Genomic DNA, 18,658 nt, shown 5'->3' with positions numbered 1-18,658 from the left:
AACGCCAAGGCACGCGATGCGCGCACCGCCTACGCCAATGCAACTTGACAACAGAGATAGTCGCTCACCCGTCTCGCTTCGCGAGCCACCCTCTCCCGCAAGGGGAGAGGGGAAAGCAGCTACACCGGCTCCGACATCCACCCGAACAGCCGCCGGATCAAGCCCGGCCGCCGCGGTACTTCCGGCGGGCCGTCCGCCGCGAGCACGCGCTTGAAGAAGTAGTCCAGGAACACCATGTCGTTCGGCTCGGTGACGGTGAATGTCTCGTCGCCGAAATAGACGCTGTAGTTGAAGAAGAACGGACCCATGAGCGGGATCGTCGCGGTCGAGGCATAGTCCTTCGAGATCACGAACTCCGACGGCTCGAGCCCGTGCTCGCGCATCGCCTGCTCGACCAGCGGCAGCTTGCGCATGAACGGGGCGGAGAAGCCGCCGACGGTGGATTGCAGGATGATCGACACGGTCTGTGTCCGTTCTCTTGAGGCTGCCGGTCCGATCTCTTTGGTCGGCCAACCGGCAGCGCGGGTTCACGATGCCTGGTTCGCGTCCCCCGCGAATATGCTGCGCCTCACATGCAAACAAAAAAGCCGGCGTTGCCGCCGGCTTTCTGTCTCTCGTCGATCCGCCAATCTCTGGCGCCAAGAACCTCGCGCTTAGAGCGCGGCTTCCAGCGCGGCCTGTTCGGCCTTTGCGATCGTGCCCTTGACCGCGGACTGCACCTTCTCGAAGGCACGGACCTCGATCTGGCGGACGCGCTCGCGCGACACGCCGAACTCGGCGGCAAGGTCTTCCAGCGTCATCGGCTCATCGGCGAGGCGGCGCGCCTCGAAGATGCGGCGTTCGCGCGGGTTGAGCACGCCCATGGCGCCATTCAGGGCGTCACGGCGGTGATCATACTCCTCGTGCTCGGCCAACATGGCTTCCTGGTTGGGCGAATTGTCGACCAGCCAGTCTTGCCATTCGCCGGCTTCGCCGTCGTCGCGGATGGGAGCGTTGAGCGACGCGTCGCCACTGAGGCGGCGGTTCATGTCGACCACGTCCTGAGCCGTGACGCCGAGACGCTTGGCAATGATGGCCACCTGGTCGGGGCGGAGATCGCCTTCGTCCAGCGCGGAAATCTTGCTCTTCGCCTTGCGCAGGTTGAAGAACAGCTTCTTCTGGTTCGCGGTGGTGCCCATCTTCACGAGCGACCACGAACGCAGGATGTACTCTTGAATCGACGCCTTGATCCACCACATCGCGTAGGTAGCGAGACGGAAGCCCTTCTCGGGCTCGAACCGCTTCACTGCCTGCATCAGGCCGACATTGCCTTCCGAGACGACCTCGGAGATCGGCAGGCCGTAGCCGCGATAGCCCATGGCGATCTTGGCCACGAGACGGAGATGGCTGGTGACGAGTTGGTGCGCGGCGTCACGATCATCGTGCTCGCGCCAACGCTTGGCGAGCATGTATTCCTGCTGGGGTTCCAGCATCGGAAACTTGCGGATCTCGCCGAGGTAACGGGAAAGGCCGGATTCGCCATTAAGGACCGGCAGGGTAGCTGTACGGGCCATAGTGCGCCCTCCAAACAGGTTCAGGCCCCCGATAGCGGCGGGCCAGGCAGACGACCGCTTGGTTAAAGCCGATCGGTGCTGCGATGTTCCGCGTTGGTCTTCAACGCAAGCGCAATATACTCCATCGGGAGGCAAAAAGGGAAGGATTGCTGACGTCACGTCCCCGTGTGGCAGCTATAACTTTTTGTAATGTAAAGCATTTCTGAAGAGGGCTGCGTCATAGCGCCGCTTTCAGGGCCCCCTGAAGGAGAAGCAAATCCTCCGGCAAAGGCGTCTCCCAGTGGAGTAATTCTCCCGTCCTCGGGTGTTCCAATACCAGCAGGTAAGCGTGCAAGGCCTGCCGCCCCAGCGCGGCCAGGACGGCCTGCGACTCAGGGCTCAGCTGGCTTGCCTTGGTCTTGAAATGCGGGCCGTAGACTGCATCGCCCATCAGAGGGTGGCCGATATGGGCGAGGTGGACGCGGATCTGATGGGTGCGGCCGGTCTCGAGCTCGCAGGCGAGCAGCGCCGCGATCGGCTTGCCGTCGCGTCCGGCAAAACTCTCCAGAAGCTCCCAATGCGTCACGGCCTCGCGGCCGCCCTGGCGCACCGCCATCTTCTCGCGCGCATGCGGGTGGCGGTCGATCGGGGCGTCCACGGTGCCGCGATGACGGCCCGGCAGCCCCCAGGCAAAGGCCATGTAGCCGCGCCGCATCGGCCCGGTGCGGCCGTGATCGGCGAATTGCGCGGTGAGCGAAGCATGCGCGAGGTCGTTCTTGGCGACCACCATCAGCCCCGTGGTGTCCTTGTCCAGCCGGTGCACGATGCCGGGCCGGCGGACGCCACCGATGCCCGACAGTGATGAGCCGCAATGGGCGATCAGCGCATTCACCAGCGTGCCGGTCTCGTGGCCGGCCGCGGGATGCACCACCAGCCCCTTCGGCTTGTTGAGGACCACGATGTCGTCGTCCTCGAACACGATATCGAGGGCGATATCCTCGCCTTTCGGCTCCGGCGCAGCCGCTTCCGGCACGTCGATTGTGATCGTATCGCCGGAGGCGACGTGATAAGCGGGGTCCCGGATCGCGGCGTCCCTGAGGCTCACCGCGCCCGCCAGAATCAGGGCTTTCAGCCTCGATCGCGAGAGCTCGGCAAGGTGCACCGCCAGCACGCGGTCGAGCCGCGTCGAGCCCTCGGAGCCCTCGACGACCACCTCCAACGTTTGCGCAGAGCCAGAATTTTCCATGACGACGTCTGATACCGTTGTTCCCGACCCGAGCCCCGAGCAGGCCGCGCTGTTCGCGCGGGTGCGGCGGATGATGCTGATCGCGGGGTTGACCACGGCGCTGGCAATCTGCGCTGTGCTGATCGCGGTGGGCTACCGCCTTTTCAAGTCCGAGGGAAGGGCGCCCGAGCCTGTCGGCGACGTCACCGCAACTCTACCGAAGGGCGCCAAAATCGTCTCGAGCGGCGTCGCCGGCGACCGGCTCGTGATCACGCTGGACGTCGGCGGCGTCACCGAAATCCGCACCTTCGACGCCCATACCTTGCGGCCGGCCGGAAAGCTGAAATTCGCCAATGAGCCGTAAGGCGGGGGCTGGAGCGCGGAACCCGCCTCATCCGTCGTCCTGGCGAAAGCCAGGACCCATAACCACCGACCCCGGTTACGTGAACGAGCTCGTTGCTCGGGTTCGCCTTAACCATACGCATCCGGGGTAATGGGTCCTGGCCTTCGCCAGGACGACGCCGATTGCCCGTCTAAAACCCCTCGATCCCCGCTTGCCGCCGGCAAAATTCGAGGCTATGTCCTCTCCCTCACGCTCCCTTCGTCTAGCGGTTAGGACGCGGCCCTCTCAAGGCTGAAACAGGGGTTCGATTCCCCTAGGGAGCGCCATTTCTTCCTAACTGCCTGACACCGCTAGCACTACTCGGTGCTGCTTCCTCGTTTGCTACGTCTTCGTGCTACGGGAAGCGATGAATGCCGCGTGTTTCACACCTGATCAGGCGTAACGGAATCTATTGGTTCAAGATCGATCTGCCCGACGACCTCGCGGGACAGCCTCTGCCGCATTTGATTCCGCAGACCATAAAGCAACTCGCAAGCCCCACGCGCCTCGGTTACCTCAAGACGGCAGTCTGGCTTTCGTTGAAAACCACCGTCGAGCGTGAAGCCAAACAGCGAGTCGGCATTCAGATCGCACAACATGCAAATCTGTTCGACGCGGCGAGAGCGTTCCTGACCGGCAACCGTCAGCGTCCCGACGAAGTCGTCACATTGCAAGGTCACGATCAGCTACCTGCAACACATAGCAATCGGAACGAACCAAACGCTGCTTGCCTGCCGCTTCTTGCGTCTGCAAATGGTCTGACGATAACGAAGGCGTTCCAGTCGTGGTCGAGCGGGGGCGGGGTGAAGGGCGCAAGGACACCCGCTCCTAACACGATCATCGAGGCTGACGCGGCCCGCCGCAGATTCGTCGAGTTGTTCGGAGACTTGCCCGTACACCTCATCAACAAAGGGCATGGCCGCAATTATCGGGACGCCATCTGCCAGCTACCCAAAGGTCTTCCCGCAGACATGAAGCAGCTTGCGCTGCCGAACCTCCTGCAACGCGATCTGAGTGCTTACGAACCGCGGTCTGCAACGACCATCAACAAATCCTTGACCCTCCTCGGCGCAGTACTTGCCCGTGCCGAACAGGACGGCCATTTCGACGGGACAGGATGGCGCAATCCCTTTGACGTCACGTTCGAGGTCGATCCCGCAGACGAGGACTACTACGAGCCGTTCACGAATGATGAGTTGAGGTCGTTGATGGCTAGCCCGGTCTTCGCTGCCGGTTTGCGCCCCAAGCGCGGGCGTGGCGAGACCGCAAGGTGGGCACCATTGATTGCTCTGTTTCAAGGTGCCCGCCGCACCGAGGTGATACAGCTAACCGTCTTGGACATCGCCAAAGACCCTGACACGGAGGTCTGGACGATCCGATTTGATCGAGAAGGTGACAAGAGGATCAAGACCTTGTCCTCGATCCGACGTGTCCCTCTCCATCCACAACTGGTCCGTCTTGGGTTCCTCGAATTCGCGGAGCAGCGACGTGGCGTGATTGGCCCGCACGGCAGCTTGTGGCCCGGATTCGAGGACAGGAGCAAGCTCGTAAGCCGCGCCAACAAGTGGAGCGAATGGTTCAACGGATATCTCGCGCAGCACGTCATCGACGATCCCGTGAAGAAATTCCATTCGTTTAGAGGGACGTTCAAGCGGTATGGCCGCGCTGCCGGGATTGACGAGGTGGTGATAAACCATCTTGTCGGTCATTCAAACAACAGCGTTGGCGCTCGATACGGGCGCAAGCGTGACGTTGATGGCGTCAGGGATACCGGCTATCCGCTACCTCGGCTGGCGGCGGAGCTTGGCAAAGTAAAGTTTGATGGAGTGAGATTCTAGAGCGATCCATAACACCTGCGCGGCATCAACCGGCTTTCGCCAAATGAGAATAGCGAACAAAGCGACCGGGATTGCCCCGGCCCTTCCCGGCCACGAACGTGAAGCCGGTGTCCTTCATCGCCTTTTTGATGAGAGGGTTTGAGAGATAGCGGCTCTTGTTCTTCTGGAACGAGATGCGCGTCAGCCGCTTAAGCTCAATCGTCGTTATTTCCCGCGCATCCGTGCTGTAGAGGAGCGACATCAATCCCTTTGCGCCTCCATCCCTTTTTGTCCCCGGTTTGCTTTGGCTGACCAGCTTGGCACCGGGGAACGTCCGGTCCTTGTGTTGTATCAGCCGGTCAAACTCTGCCGTAACGTAAAGGCGCTGCTCGCCGCAGACGCCATTGCCGTCAATGTTTCTCGCGTTGCCCCGCATCGCGAGCTGCTTCATATGCCGACAAAGATGACCTTCGCGTATCCAACGTAGTTGGCTGCTTCTCGGGTTAGGCGTTTGAAAGGGAGCGAGGGCAGACGCTGTCGCCTGTTCCTCCCTCAGCCCCAAACTGGTGCCGACCATCGCTCGTTTAGGGACGTGGAATTCACCGAACAGGAACACAGCGGTCGCGTCTTTCCAGCGGTTCGAACCTATCCCCGATCCCCAATGGATGAAGCACACCTTTCGTCCATCGAGATCGAATGGATTCGAGAACTCCCGTTGTTCATTCGGAAGATATTCATGGTCCAAGAGTCCTTTGTGAACAACGGCCAGCACCTGCTCACCGGGTTGGCTGTTCCGTCTGATGGTTTCCATGATCCAACCAGCATAGGGCTTCGCTCGTTTTGCTTCCTTGATGATCTGACTGACTGTGTATCCGTTCGGTATATCCGGCTCGATGTGAGTGATCGTGAGCTTGCTGAAATCGACCTGTGGTACGGGTACGTCCTTGCGATTGTTGACGAGCAGTGAGACGCCGTCGATATCTGCTGTGGCATCGAGGAGTATCGTCCCCGGTCTCAGCGGCATGTTCATCTCGTAGCCGACGAACCGCGCCCCCTTCCCGTATTCGTCATAGCGGGACAAGAAAGCAAATCCCTTAGCCAAAGCTCGTCCGAACCCGAAGACATGCTTTACCCGATCGTCGGATGACGCGATGTAATCGTTAGCTTGTTCAGAGTTGAACCACGTCAGGTCGATCTCACCGGCTTTCAGTATCTCATCGAATGAAGCCTTGCCGGATGCAGTCTGCCACACTGCCTCGAGGTGGTTGTGCAGCTTTGTCAGCTGAGGAACATGTTCCAAATTGGACGTGTGCTTCTCCGCTAATGTGTCTCGGACTGACTTGATAAGCCCTGTGTCCACGTCGAAGATGGTAACGTCAGCGGCCTTTTCATCGACAAACGTGAGCCGGCGGGGCTTGCCTTGATATACTGTCGCCTTGTCCGCTCGCGAACCCATGTAAAACCTATGGGTAGCAATGATGACAGGGTAGTTGGCGAGATCATCAACCGAGAAACGGTGTTCGGGGACAAACCCGTGTTGATGTTCGATGGTGTCTCGCGAGGTTCGGCTATCATGGGCACTGGTCCAGATAGCGACGTTCGCCTTGCCGACAAGGGCTGACATCTCCCGGTACGTGTCGTCCGCTTGCTGGATTGTCTCCACAAGAAAGAGAACCGAGCCTTCGGGGTGAACCTCGATGAAAGCCTTGGCAAAAGCCTGCGTATAGCTAGACTTGCCGCTGCCCGTCGGAGCCGATACCACCCTATACTGAGCAACACCCCGGTCACTGTCCTCGATTGCTAAGAGGCCAGCCGTGAAAATGGACTGCGAGACCTCCCGGTCAAAATTCGTGATCTCGCGATTGCGCAGCCGCGCCTGCCTCTGAATGGCTGCTTCGTATGCGTTCTCTAACTGTGTCAGCATTGGTTGTCCCGGCACCAGCGGATTGGCCGTAGGCCAGACTGGTAAGCGTGATGAGCAGGTTGCAGGATGGGAATTGTGCGAAGTCGAAACCTCCTCACTGTGCTAAAGAAGATCAGCATGTTGAGGGGGTTTAGGAGCGAACCACCGTCTGTGAGAACCGTGATCTCACTGTACCTCCCCAAGCGCGGCGTAATAGGCCAGCCGCTCTTTGCGCTGCTCCTCCTCTTCACGCCTCTCAACCTGCGCCACCCGCACTCCAGCGGCCCCGAACAGTTCCACCAACAGTCCGCTCAGGTATTCGGCGGCTCTCGGCTCTAATTCCTTCATGGCTCGTCGCTCACGGCCATCGCTAGCCCCGCTCCAGTTGGAGAAGCTGGTGCTGGAGAGGCCCCTTACCCGCCTGACAAGCTGAGTGCGGAAGCCCATCTCGGTCTTGAACAGGCGAGGGTCGTACTCCTGGAGCAGGTACATCGCGATGACGGTAACCGCGACATCACGGCCTGAAACCGTGTTGGACAAGCGAACCAGTTCCTTCATGCCCGCACGGACATAGCGGATAATCGTCTTCGGAAGCTCCGCTCGCCACTTGGCAGTCACCATGTCCCATCGCTGGTCAAGGACAGACCAGAGCTTGGCATCGGGCTGTTTGGCGATCCGGGCCTGAACTTTCTCGATAAATGGCTTCAGGTCTGTCTTACTGATCGTCCGCTGTTCTTCGTGGCCGTGACGGCGCTTGCGAGACCGATGCTTGGAACAGAGGAGTGAGTGACCGGCGCGAGTGTTCGCGCAGCCGTTCACACGGCAGCGTGGTTTCATCTTAGACCTTTAGTCGTCCTGATTTCTGCGGCCATGCCCCAACAGACAGACGCAAACGGTCGTAGTCAGACGCGTTGCATCGCCTTGGAGCGATCCGCCAGCCGGGAGCTTCTCTTTGCACGGCTAGTAGCATCCAAAGACCATGTTGTCTAGAAAACTATTTAATATCAATGACTTATCCATATGTGGACAACCTATCCATAGGTGGAAAGCATTTCTGTAACGATACGATTGGGTTAGGGTGATCGAAAAGTGCAGCCACCACGAACGCCTCGGCATGGTGATCGACAGCACAGAACCGATCCTTGCCTTTGAGCAAACTCTGCATAGGCTGCGCACTTATTGCCGGGGACTGTAATGGGCGCTTTTCGCTGGTTTTCTTTGATCGTTTGCATCTGGCTGATGTGCGGATCAGCACACGCCGAGCGCCGTGTCGCGCTGGTAATGGGCAACTCGGCTTACAAGAGCGTACCCAAGCTCTCCAATCCTGCGAACGATGCTGCCCTGGTCGGTAGCATGTTCAAGAAAGCCGGGTTCGATTGGATCGACATCAGGACCGATCTCAACGGTTCCGAGATGCGCAAGGCGCTGCGTGACTTTGGCGGTCGAGCGCGAGATGCTGAGGTTGCCGTCATCTACTACGCCGGTCACGGCATCGAACTTGATGGCACCAACTACCTCATCCCCACTGACGCGGCTCTTGAGACCGATAGCGACGTTCTCGACGAGACCGTGGCGCTTGACCGGGCGTTGTTCGCCGTCGAGCCAGCCAAACAGCTTCGGCTGATTATCCTTGACGCCTGTCGCGACAATCCCTTTGCCAAAACCATGAAGCGGACGGTTGCTGCCCGTGCGATTGGTCGGGGCCTCGCAAAAGTCGAGCCGAGCAGTCCGAATACGATGATAGCATTCGCGGCTAAGGCAGGTTCTACCGCTTCGGATGGCAACTCGAAGAACAGCCCGTTTGCGGCTGCGCTTGTCGAGCGGCTACCCACGCCGGGTCTTGATCTGCGAAAGGCATTCGGCTTCGTCCGCGACGATGTGTTGAAGAACACAAGTTACAAGCAGGAACCGTACGTCTACGGGTCGCTAGGCGGGGATGACGTAGCGCTTGTCGCCGCGAAGCCGACAGCAACCGGGCCTCAGGCCAGCCCCGATGATGCCATTCGTCGCAACTATGAGCTTGCCCTGCAACTCGGCACCCGCGATGGCTGGACAGCCTTCCTGAGCCGATACACCGATGGTTTCTATGCGGACCTTGCCAAGGGTCAACTCAACAAGATCGCCGCAGAAGAAGCAAAGAAAGGTGGTGCCGAAAACAACCAGAAGATCGCGGCCCTCCCATTGCCCGCACCTGCGCCTGAACCGGGGCAATCGGCGCAAGAACTTGCCAAGGCGGTGCAGTCCGAACTTCACCGTGTCGGCTGTCTCGCCAGTCTAGAGAACGGCGAGTGGAGCGCTCAGTCACAGCGCTCGCTGACACTGTTCAACAAGTACGCCGGAATGAAGCTCAATCCGGCGCTCGCAAGCTCCGACGCGTTGGACGCGATCAAAGCCCGGTCAGGCCGCGTATGCCCGTTGGTCTGCGATCACGGTTTCAGGACCGATGGAGATGCGTGTGTGAAGATCGCCTGCCGCGCAGGCTATCGCGTCAACGACGACGATGAATGTGAGAAGGGTCCGGACAAGAAGCCGTTATCTGCCGCCCGCGATCAATCCAGAGTGCGAGATGATATAGCACCGGGCAAGCAACAATCATCTTCTCGGATGGTGTAATCAGGCTGGCTGTCGGCCCCTCAAGAATGGATGCACCCTTGTTTCGAGAGGCGGGGCGGCAGGGCGGGAAATAGAAGTCTGCGACTGATCGGAGGCGCGTCGCGCATCCATGAGTACATCGACGATCTGCGCGAACTGATCAGGAAGCGGCGCGGCAAGCCATTCTAGGACGTACAGGTTGGCATTGGCTTCGCTTTCTCATGATAATGAGCCGCGATCATCCCACGCTTGTTGTCCGCACCCGCAGCGATATAGCCGATGGGTCCGCCTGTGAGTGGATCGAGAAACGTCTGAAACTTCCGAAGCTGCAATCCACACTTGAGGCATTTCGGTTCTGAGGGCTGAGCTTTCTTGTCCATCAGGGCCAGCTAACACTGCTGGTGGTGGACCGCGCTCCCTCCCGGATCACTACTTATGGGCAAGTACGGGATGACGTTGCGAGCGTTCTTGATCCCTGAACACACTCAAGGATGCGGCGGCTGCAATGGTTTGCTGGGCGGAGGCAGACCCATTCCTTCCGCTCGCATCGAGGCAAGCCTTCGGTAAGCTGTCGCTTGGCGCTCAAGATCGGCTCTCAGATCAGGGTCGGCCTCATTGGCGGCAAACCGCTCGAAGGCAATGGCTCTTTCGAGGTAGTGCATCAAAGCATCAATCATCTGCCCGGTCTCCGGCAGTATCGGGATCATTGCTTGGGCTGCGTGGGGTCAGAGCCGCGCTCAACCCATCTCGCGGCCCTTCAACGGCTCAGGTCCCAGTTCTCACAACCAAGCCAAGAAAGGCGCGGAGGTTCCCTACGCTCGCTCGAAAGGGATTAACCTGGATCAGCAAGTTTTCACGGGCGGCAGCAAATGCGCACTTGGGCGGGAACGGCTCAGAATACGCGTCGTTGCCGGACATGGACGACGCGTTGTCTTCCTCCCATCCTGACTAACCCGGCCAGCACTACTGGTCGGGTTTTTCTTGTGAGGACTATTCAGATCAACATGATGAGCAGCAAAGCCATCTCAGTTGGCGAGACGGCTCTGTACCTCTGCTAGAAGGGTGAAGTGGTCGGACAGTCGCAATGGTGGCGGTGCAGAACTACTGAAAGGCTACTTGTGCACAGCAATCATAGAAAAAGGGTCGCATTGGCGCGACCCCTGCCGGACAAATGCGTTGGGAATGAAATGACAGCCCCGGCAAGAGCATCCTGACCCCCTCGACAGGGTTGAGAAATCCGTAGTAACGCGGTGTTCCGATACCGGAACCTGATGTGTCCTGATCGCTTGCCATTGACGTGCATCAAAGTCCCCGGTGTCCCTTCCGCGAGGATGGGACATGAAGCAGCCGGAGAAAGATCAGGGCGAAGAACCCACAGACCCCAAAGCCCTTCGTCAAGCGGAGGTACGTCGGATAATTCAGGACTACATCAACGATCTACGTGAACTGATCAAGAAGCTGGGCGGGAAGCCGAATCGCCGAGGTTCAGTCAACGGTCGGGAGGGCGACGCCTAACTTGCGCAGCGCCCGTTCGCTCTCGGCCAGCATCCGGTAGCTCCGCTCCATCGTTTCAAGGTGATGGCGCGTCAAGGCATCCGTCACCGTCTCCAGCGCCACGCGGTATCGCTCTGCTCGTTTCAAGTATTCATCGGCCGTCATGAGGCACCATAGGAACGGGACCGAATGGCCTGCATTCATCTAGAATGCCGCGATACTTCTTCCACGTCCACAATGTTGCGCCCAACAAGGATGAGGAAGGCAAAGACTTGCCGGACGATGCGACGGCTTGGCGCGAGGCTACCCGTTACGCCGGTACACTGTTGAACGACGTAGATCGGAAGTTCCGACCTGGCGAAGAATGGAGCTTGGAAGTTGCAGACGAGGCCGGAAAGCCGGTCTACTTCATCAGCATTCGCTCTAGGAAAATGAAGTAAGGCCGCCTCAGCAAGGCCCTTGGCGGGAACGTTTGCCAATGCCTCATCGTTCGTGGTGAGCGGACACGAACGCAGGCAGAAGCTATGAAGTGGATGTAGGTCGCTTGGCAGCGGTGTCTCGCCCCTCAACACCGATCTGGTCCGAAAAAATTAGCGACTGTGTCGTCGCAATCGGACGGTATCGCCTGTTGACCCAAGGGGTCCCTCCAGCGGTCCACTGGGATTAGTTCGGCGCCTTCACTGCTTGCAGCGTTTTTCTGGCCAGTCCGCACCCGGCAACGTCAGGTATGGAGGAGTAGTTTAATGAGGTTCCAGAGTGCAAATGACATTATCAGCAAGGTACCTGCCGTCACGCTGGGTTTCTGGGCGATCAAAGTCCTTGCCACCACTCTGGGAGAAACCGGTGGCGACGCGGTAACCATGAGTTGGCTCCACGCAGATCAGAATGCCCAGAACGGTGGGTATCTGATCGGGACTGCTATCTTTCTCGCGATTTTCGTTGCCGCAGTCGTCGCTCAGATTTCAACGACGAAATTCAATCCTTGGGTGTACTGGCTCGCCATTGTTGCTTCCACGACTGTGGGCACCGCGCTGGCGGATTTTTTTGATCGTTCTTTGGGAATTGGCTATGTGGGAGGCTCTTCCATTTTGCTGGCCTGTGTCCTTTGTTCCCTTGGCGCATGGTACGCGACCTTGGGATCAGTGAATGTGGACACTGTCACGTCCCCAAGGACCGAGCTGTTCTATTGGATCACCATTACGTTCTCGCAAACCTTGGGTACCGCCCTCGGAGATTGGATCGCTGACGATACCGGACTGGGATACGATGGAGGCGCCCTACTTTTTGGTGCGGGCCTAGTGGTGCTTGCGGCGCTGTACTACTGGACCACGGTATCGCGGGTCTTTCTGTTCTGGGCGGCCTTCATTCTCACGCGCCCTCTGGGGGCCACGGTTGGAGATTTTCTTGACAAGCCAGTCAGCCATGGTGGGCTAGCCCTCAGTCGTCCTATAGCTTCCGTGGTCATTCTCGCTGCAATCGTCTTGCTCGTCGCTATCCTGCCGCAGCGGCCAGGGCGGCATTCGGTCGATTGGGCGTCTCAGCCAAGAACCGAGTAGTCCAATCCATACGGAAGGTTGCGTGTTGGCCTTTGCAGAAGACAATCTCGCACTCAATCGGCGTCCGCATTTTCGACAAACGCCAGCACTGGCACTGGCTACTGACCAGCCATTGCCTTGTAGATCGCGCCGCGTGAACACCCAAGCTTCTTCGCAATGGCGGTCGCGCCGAGTCCTTGCGCTACTCTCAGCTTCGCCAAAAGCCCTTGAACCGGGTGGGCGACAGCTCAGTGTATCGGACGGCGTGCTGAATGTTCTTGTGGCCGAGATAGGCTTGCAAGGCTCGCGTATCGTAGCCCCGGTTGGCCCACCCCCAGATCAGTGTCGGTGAGTCTCCGGCTCCTCGCGGTCATTTCGGCGGCGGTGCTGCGGGAAACCCCGTGAGCATCCTGATCTTCCACGTTCCACCTTCACGAATATAAGTTGCCGTCCAGCGTCCTCTATCCTCCATCGCTGCCCCGGACGAGTTCTTGCCCGTCGCCTGATACTCACCGATGCCAATCATGCTGTCTTTATCGGGGTCAACGGTGCTGGCCTGTTCGACCGTGATCTTGATCTGGTTCATACCAGCCTTGAAGGCACCTTCCATAAACTGAGCAAGATCTGTATGCGTTCCACTAGGATTGACGAGAACACCGTCCTTGGTGAACAGCGCCACAAGACCTGCACTGTTCTGCTTGTCGAAGTTCTCCTTGTAAGCAGCAGCAATCTTTTCCACGTCCTGGCTGCTGCCCTGATCGTCAGCAGCAAATACCGGATCTACGAGAACGGATAACAGGCAGAGCGTAGCAGCAGTAGCTAATCGCATCGAACCCTCCCAATCGTTGGCCGCGAAAGCGGCGCAGGAACGGTACCACAGCGTAATGAATTGCCAAAGAGGCGACCATCTACGGTGTCCCGATCATCGAAAGCCATGGGTTCAGCGGTAACGCCTTCAGCTGGACGGAGTTGGTCCACTTCCGGCACTCGATCTCAGAAAGTCAAAGCCAGCTTGGCTCAAACGCATTCGGACGGTGGTGAGCGGAGCCTCCGTAACGGCAGTCTGCGGTTCGTCCTCGATCAGGCTATACGTGATCAGCTTCCATAGTGTGCGTGGCGAAACAAGCTCGCGTTCGCACTTCCACAGGGTGCCATTCGGGCCATAGATACGAAAGACCTTCTGATCATTCACCGCGACCATGGCGCGGCGGATCGCAGCCGTGACGGTCGGTTTGATTGGTCTGACCCGCTCCATGAGGATACCGGACAAGGTGCTTTTAGAGAGAAGCCGCCAGCTTGGGGGGCCAGCGGCTTCATTGGTGGGTCTCATTCGTAGTTTGGGGACCACGAAGCTTCATCGAGCCGTGCTCCGGCTCCCCATGCTTTGATGTAGATCAAGGTTGTTTATTTCGATAAGCTTGCCCCATAGGGACGTGCGTCCTGCATAGTGACGGTAATCAGCAGCCAGTCACGCACCGCAGCAGCAACCGCCTGCCGCGTCGTCGCAGCAGCCTGCTACCTCAGTTCCTCAGCCGCCGCCACCACCGCAGCATACCCAGCGAACGTGACGGCAGCTACTTACGGGTGAGAGTAGCCGCTCAGGGCAGGGGGGTTAGCAAGATGTCCGCTCTTGGACTTGCTGCGACCCTGTTCAGCCACGTCGGACGGTGCCGCCTGTTTACCCAGAACGGAGCTAGCCATCGGACAGTTGACCCTCATTAAACTGGTACATTACAGTTCTATAGCTACTGTGACCGCTAATGCGTGGGAGTTGATCATGACCCGTGATGTTACGGCGCTGAAATTGCTTTTTTATAAACTCAGTTTGACCTGCAGCCTTCTTTTCATGACAACGAACTCTTGGTCGGCGGGCTCCGACAGCCCGCAGTCAAAGCAGACAACCATCAACGGCGCGGTACTCAATTATGAGGAACAAGGCGATGGGGCGCCTGTGGTGTTTGTCCATGGGTGCTGTTCGGACTACAGGGCTTGGGATGGTCAGCGAAAGGCAATCGCATCCAAGTATCGGTTCGTCGCGTTCAACCTTCGTTATCATGGGACAAGCCCTTGGTCCGACGACGGCTCGAAGTACTCGATCGCAACGCACGTCGATGATGTCGCCGCATTCATTCAGAGTTTGAATAGTGGGCCGGTGAGCCTCGTGGGATGGTCGTACAGTGGTCCGATCGTGATGCTCGTAGCGCTCCAGCATCCTGAACTCGTCCGCAGCATTGCCGTGTATGAGCCGACTGCCGGTGGCTTCATCACTGATCCAGAAATCCTGAAGAGCGCAGGCCAGGATCGCCAAGCGATGCTGGGCCCAGCAGTCGCGGCGGCGAAATCCGGTGACCTCGCCAATGTGGCTCGGCTCGTGCCGGCCGGTGTCAATAGCCAGCCGGACATCTTCGATCATTTGCCTCCGGAAGCTCGTTCCATGTTCCTCGAGAATGCTCGCACCGTCGCACTGCTTGCAGCGTCTCCGCCGCCGCCACCGCTTTCCTGCGAGCAACTCCGCCAGATCAAAATCCCGACGCTGCTCAGCCGTGGCGAGGATACGCGAACGGTGTTTCGGCTCGCGACCGACGGTGCCGCAGCATGTATGGCCAATGCGAAGGTCGTTGTACTACCGGGTGGCCGCCATCTGTCCATGGTTCAGCAGCCTGATGCTTTCAACGCGATGTTGATGCAATTCCTCTCGACCGTGGGCTCACAAGTTAAAAACTGAAGGTGCCCTCGGTTTTATCTCTGCGATGCCGAGTGCACCTATGCAGGTGGTCATCTCGGCCTTATGGCACGCTTGCTCATCGTTGCTAGGGCGCCGGTAAAGAGCTGTCTTCTTAGCTTTCGAGAGGCAAGCGCTTCGTTGCGATGAACTTCGATTTCGCTCGTTGCAGAAGACAACACGTCTTTAATCGGCGTCCATTTAAGCGCGAAGCGGACGCAGCAGTGGAATTGGTCATTGAGCGTACATGGCTTTGTAGATCGAAGCGTGTAGGGCGAACCTTGAACGGCATTCCGGCTTCAACGCGCCCGCCTAGTTGAACTAAGCAGTTCTGCATTGACGATAAGGAACCGCAGAACGCCAGAAACCTCCTCAACATGCTGGTTACCTTTAGCACTGTGAGGAGGTTTATGAGTATCGACGAGAAGCGCAGGAATGGGGCATGATCGACAGTTAGCTCACGCTTAACGCCTTGTAGATTGCTCCCCGCGAACATTTTAGCTGCTTCGCTATTGCAGTAGCGCCAAGACCCTGCGAGCGAAGGGACTTGATCTGCTGATGGTCGAGGCTGACCGGCCTGCCCTTATAAATGCCATTGGCCTTGGCCTTGGCGATGCCAGCCGCTTGCCGCTCCTTGATGAAACCTAGCTCCATCTCAGCGACCATGCCTAGCACAGTAACCACCATGCGTCCGAGCGGCCCCGCCGTGCTGACGTCTGGCTCAAGAATACGGAGCGATGCTCCCTTCTGATCCAGTTCGTGGACGAGGTTCAGCGCATCGCGGGTTGATCGGCCAAGCCGGTCGAGCTTCACCACCACCAGCGTGTCGCCGGGTCTGATGAAGTCGAGGATGGTCTCCAACTCGGTTCGGCCCTCGCGGCTCCTGCCTGACACCTTCTCCTGCCTGACGATGTCGCAGCCAGCGGCCTTCAAGCGCTCAACTTGGGTGTCGGTGTTCTGGTCGGTGGTGGAGACGCGGGCGTAACCGATGAGGGACATGACACCTCCTGTTCACGATGGGTGTACCCGTGGTGACCGTTCCGTAAGGGTCCGCTCAGCGTTCACAGCGGGTCGTTTTCCATTTTTTACACATCCGAATCTTTGGATCAAGATCCAAAGTGAACAATCCAAGCGCGACGAATGATTCTGGCCCGAAGGGAGATTCCGCGTCTTCATTGGGGATTGACCGCACCGTGTAGTTGCGAGCCGCTGCAATTTTTCGCACTACACAAGCCATGGCCCTCATCCGTCCACGCCTCACTGAGTTCCACGGCCTCGATCTCGCACAGGCCAGCGTGGACTTCGCAATACCGTTCCTCGAAGAGGATCTCCCTCTTTACGTGGACCCATTCCTGCTTTGGAAGTCTCCATCACTCCAAGACCAAGCTCTCCACGGAGCGATGATCGCGGCATTCAACCGGCTCGGAACGCTCGCGAAGCAAGGGCACGCTGACCTCGCTATCGGAATGGTTCAGCAGATTTCGGAGTGTGAAGAGGTTGGCCTTGGAGGTGCCGCTAAGAAAAAAGGTAAGCGGATCGGCTCGTCAATAGCTCGGCAAATACTGAGTTTGTTCGAAGTTATCCCCTCTTACGCTGCCGGCTTCACTCACTTCGAGGAAATTCAACTATTCGTGGATGGGATCTCGAAGGATCGTGTGAGCGACATAGCTTGCAATCTCCTCAAGTCCTTTCTCATCGATTACACAATCGAGCAGTGCGACAAGCTGGGAATTCCCCGCGCAAAGACCAAACTGGACAGTGTCTACGACCAACAGTCTCACAAGTTGATTGTTATCGAAGAAATCGATCTGCCAACGGACCCCAAGAGTGGATCGCCCATATTGCTCGTTCCGAAGCGGTGGCTTCGCCATTCGCCCTGGATCGGCTTCGACGATTACTTCAAGAACTACATTCCAAAAGACGACCAGCATAACAAGGTCGTGTGGGATCGTGTTGCCTTGCTGAATTTCAATCGGCACAACTACGGCGTCGTTCGACAATACATCGAACTGAAAGAGCGAACTGCCGCTCATTGCGCTGTCGATCCGCTATTCACTCAGATCCCGTTGGTATCAGCGAAGCGAAGGCTTGCAGCGATCCAGAAGCTGCCAACAGGTAAAGATGGGAATGCCGATCAGAAATACGAAGATCTGGTCGTCGAACTGCTCGCGAATATGTTTTACCCGCACCTCGACTACGCTGACGATCAAGTGCGAACAGATAGCGGGGCGCAAATTAGAGATTTGATCTTCTATATGAATCGCGAAGTCGATTTTTTGCGCGACATCCATGCCGATTTTGGTACGAGGCAACTTGTTTGCGAGATCAAAAACGTTCGAAGCATTGAGAGGGAGCATATCAATCAGCTAAATCGGTACTTGTCGGATGAATTCGGTAGGTTCGGCGTGCTGGTGACGCGGCACCCGTTACCGAACGCGATGCGAAGGAATACCATTGACCTCTGGTCCGGCCAGCGGAGGTGCATCATTCCTATTACGGACGAAGATATGTCGCTGATGGTTGATCTGTTTGAGGAGAAGCGGCGGCCACCGCTAGATGTACTTAAAAGAAGCTATCTCACGTTTAAGCGGGAGTGCCCCACATGACTGCGGACGAAGTTGAAGAATTCAGGAAGATGGCTGCGCAGCTTGATGCCCTCCATCAAGAGGCCACCACAGCATCCAAAAAGCATCCGGACAAGCCCGTCAGCAAATTTAAGGTAGAGCTTGCAAACTCAGTTTTAGAGGTCGCCAAGAAAGTCCTTGGGACCTCAGCGCCGGTTCTGAACTTTGAAAAGTTCAACGCAGACGATCTTCCTACGAACAGCGATCTAAGTTTTGTAGTGAGCCAATTTGTAGAGTGCGCCGAGAAGGTGAAGGCTCAGAATATCCAGCGGATGCACAACGGCACGTGGTATTGGCAAGTCAATAAGAGCATGAGCAACATCGTTGCCGTGGCACCGAAAGGTGTGCGCTGATGGCCCGTGAACCCGATCTTCCAAAGACCACCCCGGAGAAGGTGGCCGCATATAACACCTTGAACCCGCTACTTGAAGCAATGTATCGGGAATTCCAAGAGCTGTCTCGTAAGAAGCCAGACGGCCAAGTAGGGAAAACCAAAACGAGGATCGTTAACAGACTTCTCAAGGCCATACACGACGTGCTGGACGGTGAACCCAATCGTGGATACCTCGACGAACTAAACGAGGACGATTTGCCGCAGAATAGTGATGTGGTTTTGATCTTGAGCCAGACGGCAGCAGCAATGGACGCTTTCCAGCGGCGTTATCGTCGTCGGTATGGAACGGATATCGTTTGGTCGGTCTGATCAACTCCGCGCGGTGCAAGCTCTCTTCGCCGCTGCGCTGATATCACCCTGACGGGGCAGCGGGGGGATCTAGCGAACCCCTATTCTGCGAAGACGAGACAGATTTTTGCTCAAGAATATAGCAGGTCG

The 18,658-nt window shown here is 57.8% G+C and carries 17 protein-coding genes, 1 tRNA gene and 1 pseudogene; 10 read left to right on the top strand and 9 right to left on the bottom strand.

Going from position 1 to position 18,658, the window contains the following annotated elements:
* Positions 1 to 119 precede the first annotated feature (119 nt).
* The 3 genes from AC0L3S_RS27490 to AC0L3S_RS27480 form a co-directional block, all read right to left on the bottom strand.
* Complete coding sequence (locus tag AC0L3S_RS27490) at positions 120 to 461, bottom strand: hypothetical protein (protein WP_473282564.1); 342 nt, start codon at positions 459 to 461, stop codon at positions 120 to 122.
* A gap of 192 nt (positions 462 to 653) precedes the next feature.
* Positions 654 to 1,553 carry an RNA polymerase sigma factor RpoH gene (rpoH, locus tag AC0L3S_RS27485; RefSeq protein ID WP_473282562.1) on the bottom strand — a complete coding sequence of 300 codons (900 nt, stop codon included), beginning with the start codon at positions 1,551 to 1,553 and terminating at the stop codon, positions 654 to 656.
* A gap of 217 nt (positions 1,554 to 1,770) precedes the next feature.
* On the bottom strand, positions 1,771 to 2,778 hold the full coding sequence (locus AC0L3S_RS27480; RefSeq protein ID WP_473282560.1) for an RluA family pseudouridine synthase: 1,008 nt from the start codon (positions 2,776 to 2,778) through the stop codon (positions 1,771 to 1,773).
* On the opposite strand from AC0L3S_RS27480, the gene AC0L3S_RS27475 reads away from it, so the two are divergent.
* The 3 genes from AC0L3S_RS27475 (at position 2,777) to AC0L3S_RS27465 (ending at position 4,977) form a co-directional block, all read left to right on the top strand.
* A complete protein-coding gene (locus AC0L3S_RS27475; RefSeq protein WP_473282558.1) occupies positions 2,777 to 3,121 on the top strand; it encodes a hypothetical protein in 345 nt (114 codons plus the stop codon). The genes AC0L3S_RS27480 and AC0L3S_RS27475 overlap by 2 nt on opposite strands.
* A 230-nt stretch (positions 3,122 to 3,351) precedes the next feature.
* Positions 3,352 to 3,426, top strand: a tRNA-Glu gene (locus tag AC0L3S_RS27470).
* 84 nt (positions 3,427 to 3,510) lie between these two features.
* Complete coding sequence (locus AC0L3S_RS27465; protein ID WP_473282556.1) at positions 3,511 to 4,977, top strand: hypothetical protein; 1,467 nt, start codon at positions 3,511 to 3,513, stop codon at positions 4,975 to 4,977.
* A 25-nt stretch (positions 4,978 to 5,002) separates the two neighbouring features.
* Here the strand turns inward: AC0L3S_RS27465 and AC0L3S_RS27460 are convergent, their stop codons facing one another.
* Complete coding sequence (locus tag AC0L3S_RS27460) at positions 5,003 to 6,880, bottom strand: DEAD/DEAH box helicase family protein (protein ID WP_473282554.1); 1,878 nt, start codon at positions 6,878 to 6,880, stop codon at positions 5,003 to 5,005.
* Positions 6,881 to 7,045: 165 nt separating this feature from the next.
* Positions 7,046 to 7,696 (bottom strand): hypothetical protein, encoded by a 651-nt coding sequence (locus AC0L3S_RS27455; RefSeq protein WP_473282553.1) that lies wholly within the window; start codon positions 7,694 to 7,696, stop codon positions 7,046 to 7,048.
* Between the two features lie 357 nt (positions 7,697 to 8,053).
* Between AC0L3S_RS27455 and AC0L3S_RS27450 the strand changes: the two are divergent.
* A pseudogene (locus AC0L3S_RS27450) lies at positions 8,054 to 9,560 on the top strand (caspase family protein).
* A gap of 376 nt (positions 9,561 to 9,936) precedes the next feature.
* Here AC0L3S_RS27450 and AC0L3S_RS27445 read toward each other — a convergent pair.
* Together AC0L3S_RS27445 and AC0L3S_RS27440 are read right to left on the bottom strand one after the other, a co-directional pair.
* A complete protein-coding gene (locus AC0L3S_RS27445; protein ID WP_473282551.1) occupies positions 9,937 to 10,158 on the bottom strand; it encodes a hypothetical protein in 222 nt (73 codons plus the stop codon).
* A 778-nt stretch (positions 10,159 to 10,936) separates the two neighbouring features.
* Positions 10,937 to 11,110, bottom strand: coding sequence for a hypothetical protein (locus AC0L3S_RS27440; protein WP_473282549.1), 174 nt, complete (start codon positions 11,108 to 11,110; stop codon positions 10,937 to 10,939).
* Positions 11,111 to 11,154: 44 nt separating this feature from the next.
* Here AC0L3S_RS27440 and AC0L3S_RS27435 point away from each other — a divergent pair, with 44 nt between their 5' ends.
* Complete coding sequence (locus AC0L3S_RS27435) at positions 11,155 to 11,385, top strand: DUF6894 family protein (RefSeq protein ID WP_473282547.1); 231 nt, start codon at positions 11,155 to 11,157, stop codon at positions 11,383 to 11,385.
* Between the two features lie 303 nt (positions 11,386 to 11,688).
* Complete coding sequence (locus AC0L3S_RS27430) at positions 11,689 to 12,501, top strand: COG4705 family protein (protein ID WP_473282546.1); 813 nt, start codon at positions 11,689 to 11,691, stop codon at positions 12,499 to 12,501.
* 349 nt (positions 12,502 to 12,850) lie between these two features.
* Here AC0L3S_RS27430 and AC0L3S_RS27425 read toward each other — a convergent pair whose 3' ends face one another.
* Positions 12,851 to 13,309, bottom strand: a complete 459-nt coding sequence (locus AC0L3S_RS27425; RefSeq protein ID WP_473282544.1) for a nuclear transport factor 2 family protein — start codon at positions 13,307 to 13,309, stop codon at positions 12,851 to 12,853.
* Positions 13,310 to 14,257: 948 nt separating this feature from the next.
* Here AC0L3S_RS27425 and AC0L3S_RS27420 point away from each other — a divergent pair.
* Complete coding sequence (locus AC0L3S_RS27420; RefSeq protein ID WP_473282542.1) at positions 14,258 to 15,205, top strand: alpha/beta fold hydrolase; 948 nt, start codon at positions 14,258 to 14,260, stop codon at positions 15,203 to 15,205.
* Between the two features lie 450 nt (positions 15,206 to 15,655).
* Here AC0L3S_RS27420 and AC0L3S_RS27415 read toward each other — a convergent pair whose 3' ends face one another.
* Complete coding sequence (locus AC0L3S_RS27415) at positions 15,656 to 16,201, bottom strand: recombinase family protein (protein WP_473282539.1); 546 nt, start codon at positions 16,199 to 16,201, stop codon at positions 15,656 to 15,658.
* A gap of 236 nt (positions 16,202 to 16,437) precedes the next feature.
* Between AC0L3S_RS27415 and AC0L3S_RS27410 the strand changes: the two genes are divergently transcribed.
* Genes AC0L3S_RS27410 through AC0L3S_RS27400 form a run of 3 tightly spaced genes read left to right on the top strand, consistent with a single transcriptional unit; the run spans position 16,438 to position 18,529 of the window.
* A complete protein-coding gene (locus tag AC0L3S_RS27410) occupies positions 16,438 to 17,808 on the top strand; it encodes a hypothetical protein (protein ID WP_473282537.1) in 1,371 nt (456 codons plus the stop codon).
* Entirely contained in the window at positions 17,805 to 18,179 is a 375-nt protein-coding gene (locus AC0L3S_RS27405; RefSeq protein WP_473282535.1) for a hypothetical protein, read from the top strand. Before AC0L3S_RS27410 ends, AC0L3S_RS27405 begins: the two co-directional genes overlap by 4 nt.
* The gene (locus tag AC0L3S_RS27400; RefSeq protein WP_473282533.1) at positions 18,179 to 18,529 is read left to right on the top strand and encodes a hypothetical protein; all 351 of its coding nucleotides are present in this window, start codon (positions 18,179 to 18,181) and stop codon (positions 18,527 to 18,529) included. Before AC0L3S_RS27405 ends, AC0L3S_RS27400 begins: the two co-directional genes overlap by 1 nt.
* The last annotated feature ends 129 nt before the right edge of the window (positions 18,530 to 18,658 follow it).

It is taken from the genome of Bradyrhizobium sp. Ken01 (assembly GCF_055807355.1).
Note: the sequence above shows the minus strand (reverse complement) of the source record. Positions and strands in the feature narration are given on the sequence as shown.

Coding starts and splice junctions, on each gene's coding strand:
- AC0L3S_RS27425 (WP_473282544.1), bottom strand. CDS start 13,309: ATGCGATTAGCTACTGCTGCTACGCTCTGCCTGTTATCCGTTCTCGTA.
- AC0L3S_RS27440 (WP_473282549.1), bottom strand. CDS start 11,110: ATGACGGCCGATGAATACTTGAAACGAGCAGAGCGATACCGCGTGGCG.
- rpoH (WP_473282562.1), bottom strand. CDS start 1,553: ATGGCCCGTACAGCTACCCTGCCGGTCCTTAATGGCGAATCCGGCCTT.
- AC0L3S_RS27405 (WP_473282535.1), top strand. CDS start 17,805: ATGACTGCGGACGAAGTTGAAGAATTCAGGAAGATGGCTGCGCAGCTT.
- AC0L3S_RS27420 (WP_473282542.1), top strand. CDS start 14,258: ATGACCCGTGATGTTACGGCGCTGAAATTGCTTTTTTATAAACTCAGT.
- AC0L3S_RS27455 (WP_473282553.1), bottom strand. CDS start 7,696: ATGAAACCACGCTGCCGTGTGAACGGCTGCGCGAACACTCGCGCCGGT.
- AC0L3S_RS27400 (WP_473282533.1), top strand. CDS start 18,179: ATGGCCCGTGAACCCGATCTTCCAAAGACCACCCCGGAGAAGGTGGCC.
- AC0L3S_RS27410 (WP_473282537.1), top strand. CDS start 16,438: ATGGCCCTCATCCGTCCACGCCTCACTGAGTTCCACGGCCTCGATCTC.
- AC0L3S_RS27475 (WP_473282558.1), top strand. CDS start 2,777: ATGACGACGTCTGATACCGTTGTTCCCGACCCGAGCCCCGAGCAGGCC.
- AC0L3S_RS27445 (WP_473282551.1), bottom strand. CDS start 10,158: ATGATCCCGATACTGCCGGAGACCGGGCAGATGATTGATGCTTTGATG.
- AC0L3S_RS27415 (WP_473282539.1), bottom strand. CDS start 16,201: ATGTCCCTCATCGGTTACGCCCGCGTCTCCACCACCGACCAGAACACC.
- AC0L3S_RS27465 (WP_473282556.1), top strand. CDS start 3,511: ATGCCGCGTGTTTCACACCTGATCAGGCGTAACGGAATCTATTGGTTC.
- AC0L3S_RS27435 (WP_473282547.1), top strand. CDS start 11,155: ATGCCGCGATACTTCTTCCACGTCCACAATGTTGCGCCCAACAAGGAT.
- AC0L3S_RS27430 (WP_473282546.1), top strand. CDS start 11,689: ATGAGGTTCCAGAGTGCAAATGACATTATCAGCAAGGTACCTGCCGTC.
- AC0L3S_RS27460 (WP_473282554.1), bottom strand. CDS start 6,880: ATGCTGACACAGTTAGAGAACGCATACGAAGCAGCCATTCAGAGGCAG.
- AC0L3S_RS27480 (WP_473282560.1), bottom strand. CDS start 2,778: ATGGAAAATTCTGGCTCTGCGCAAACGTTGGAGGTGGTCGTCGAGGGC.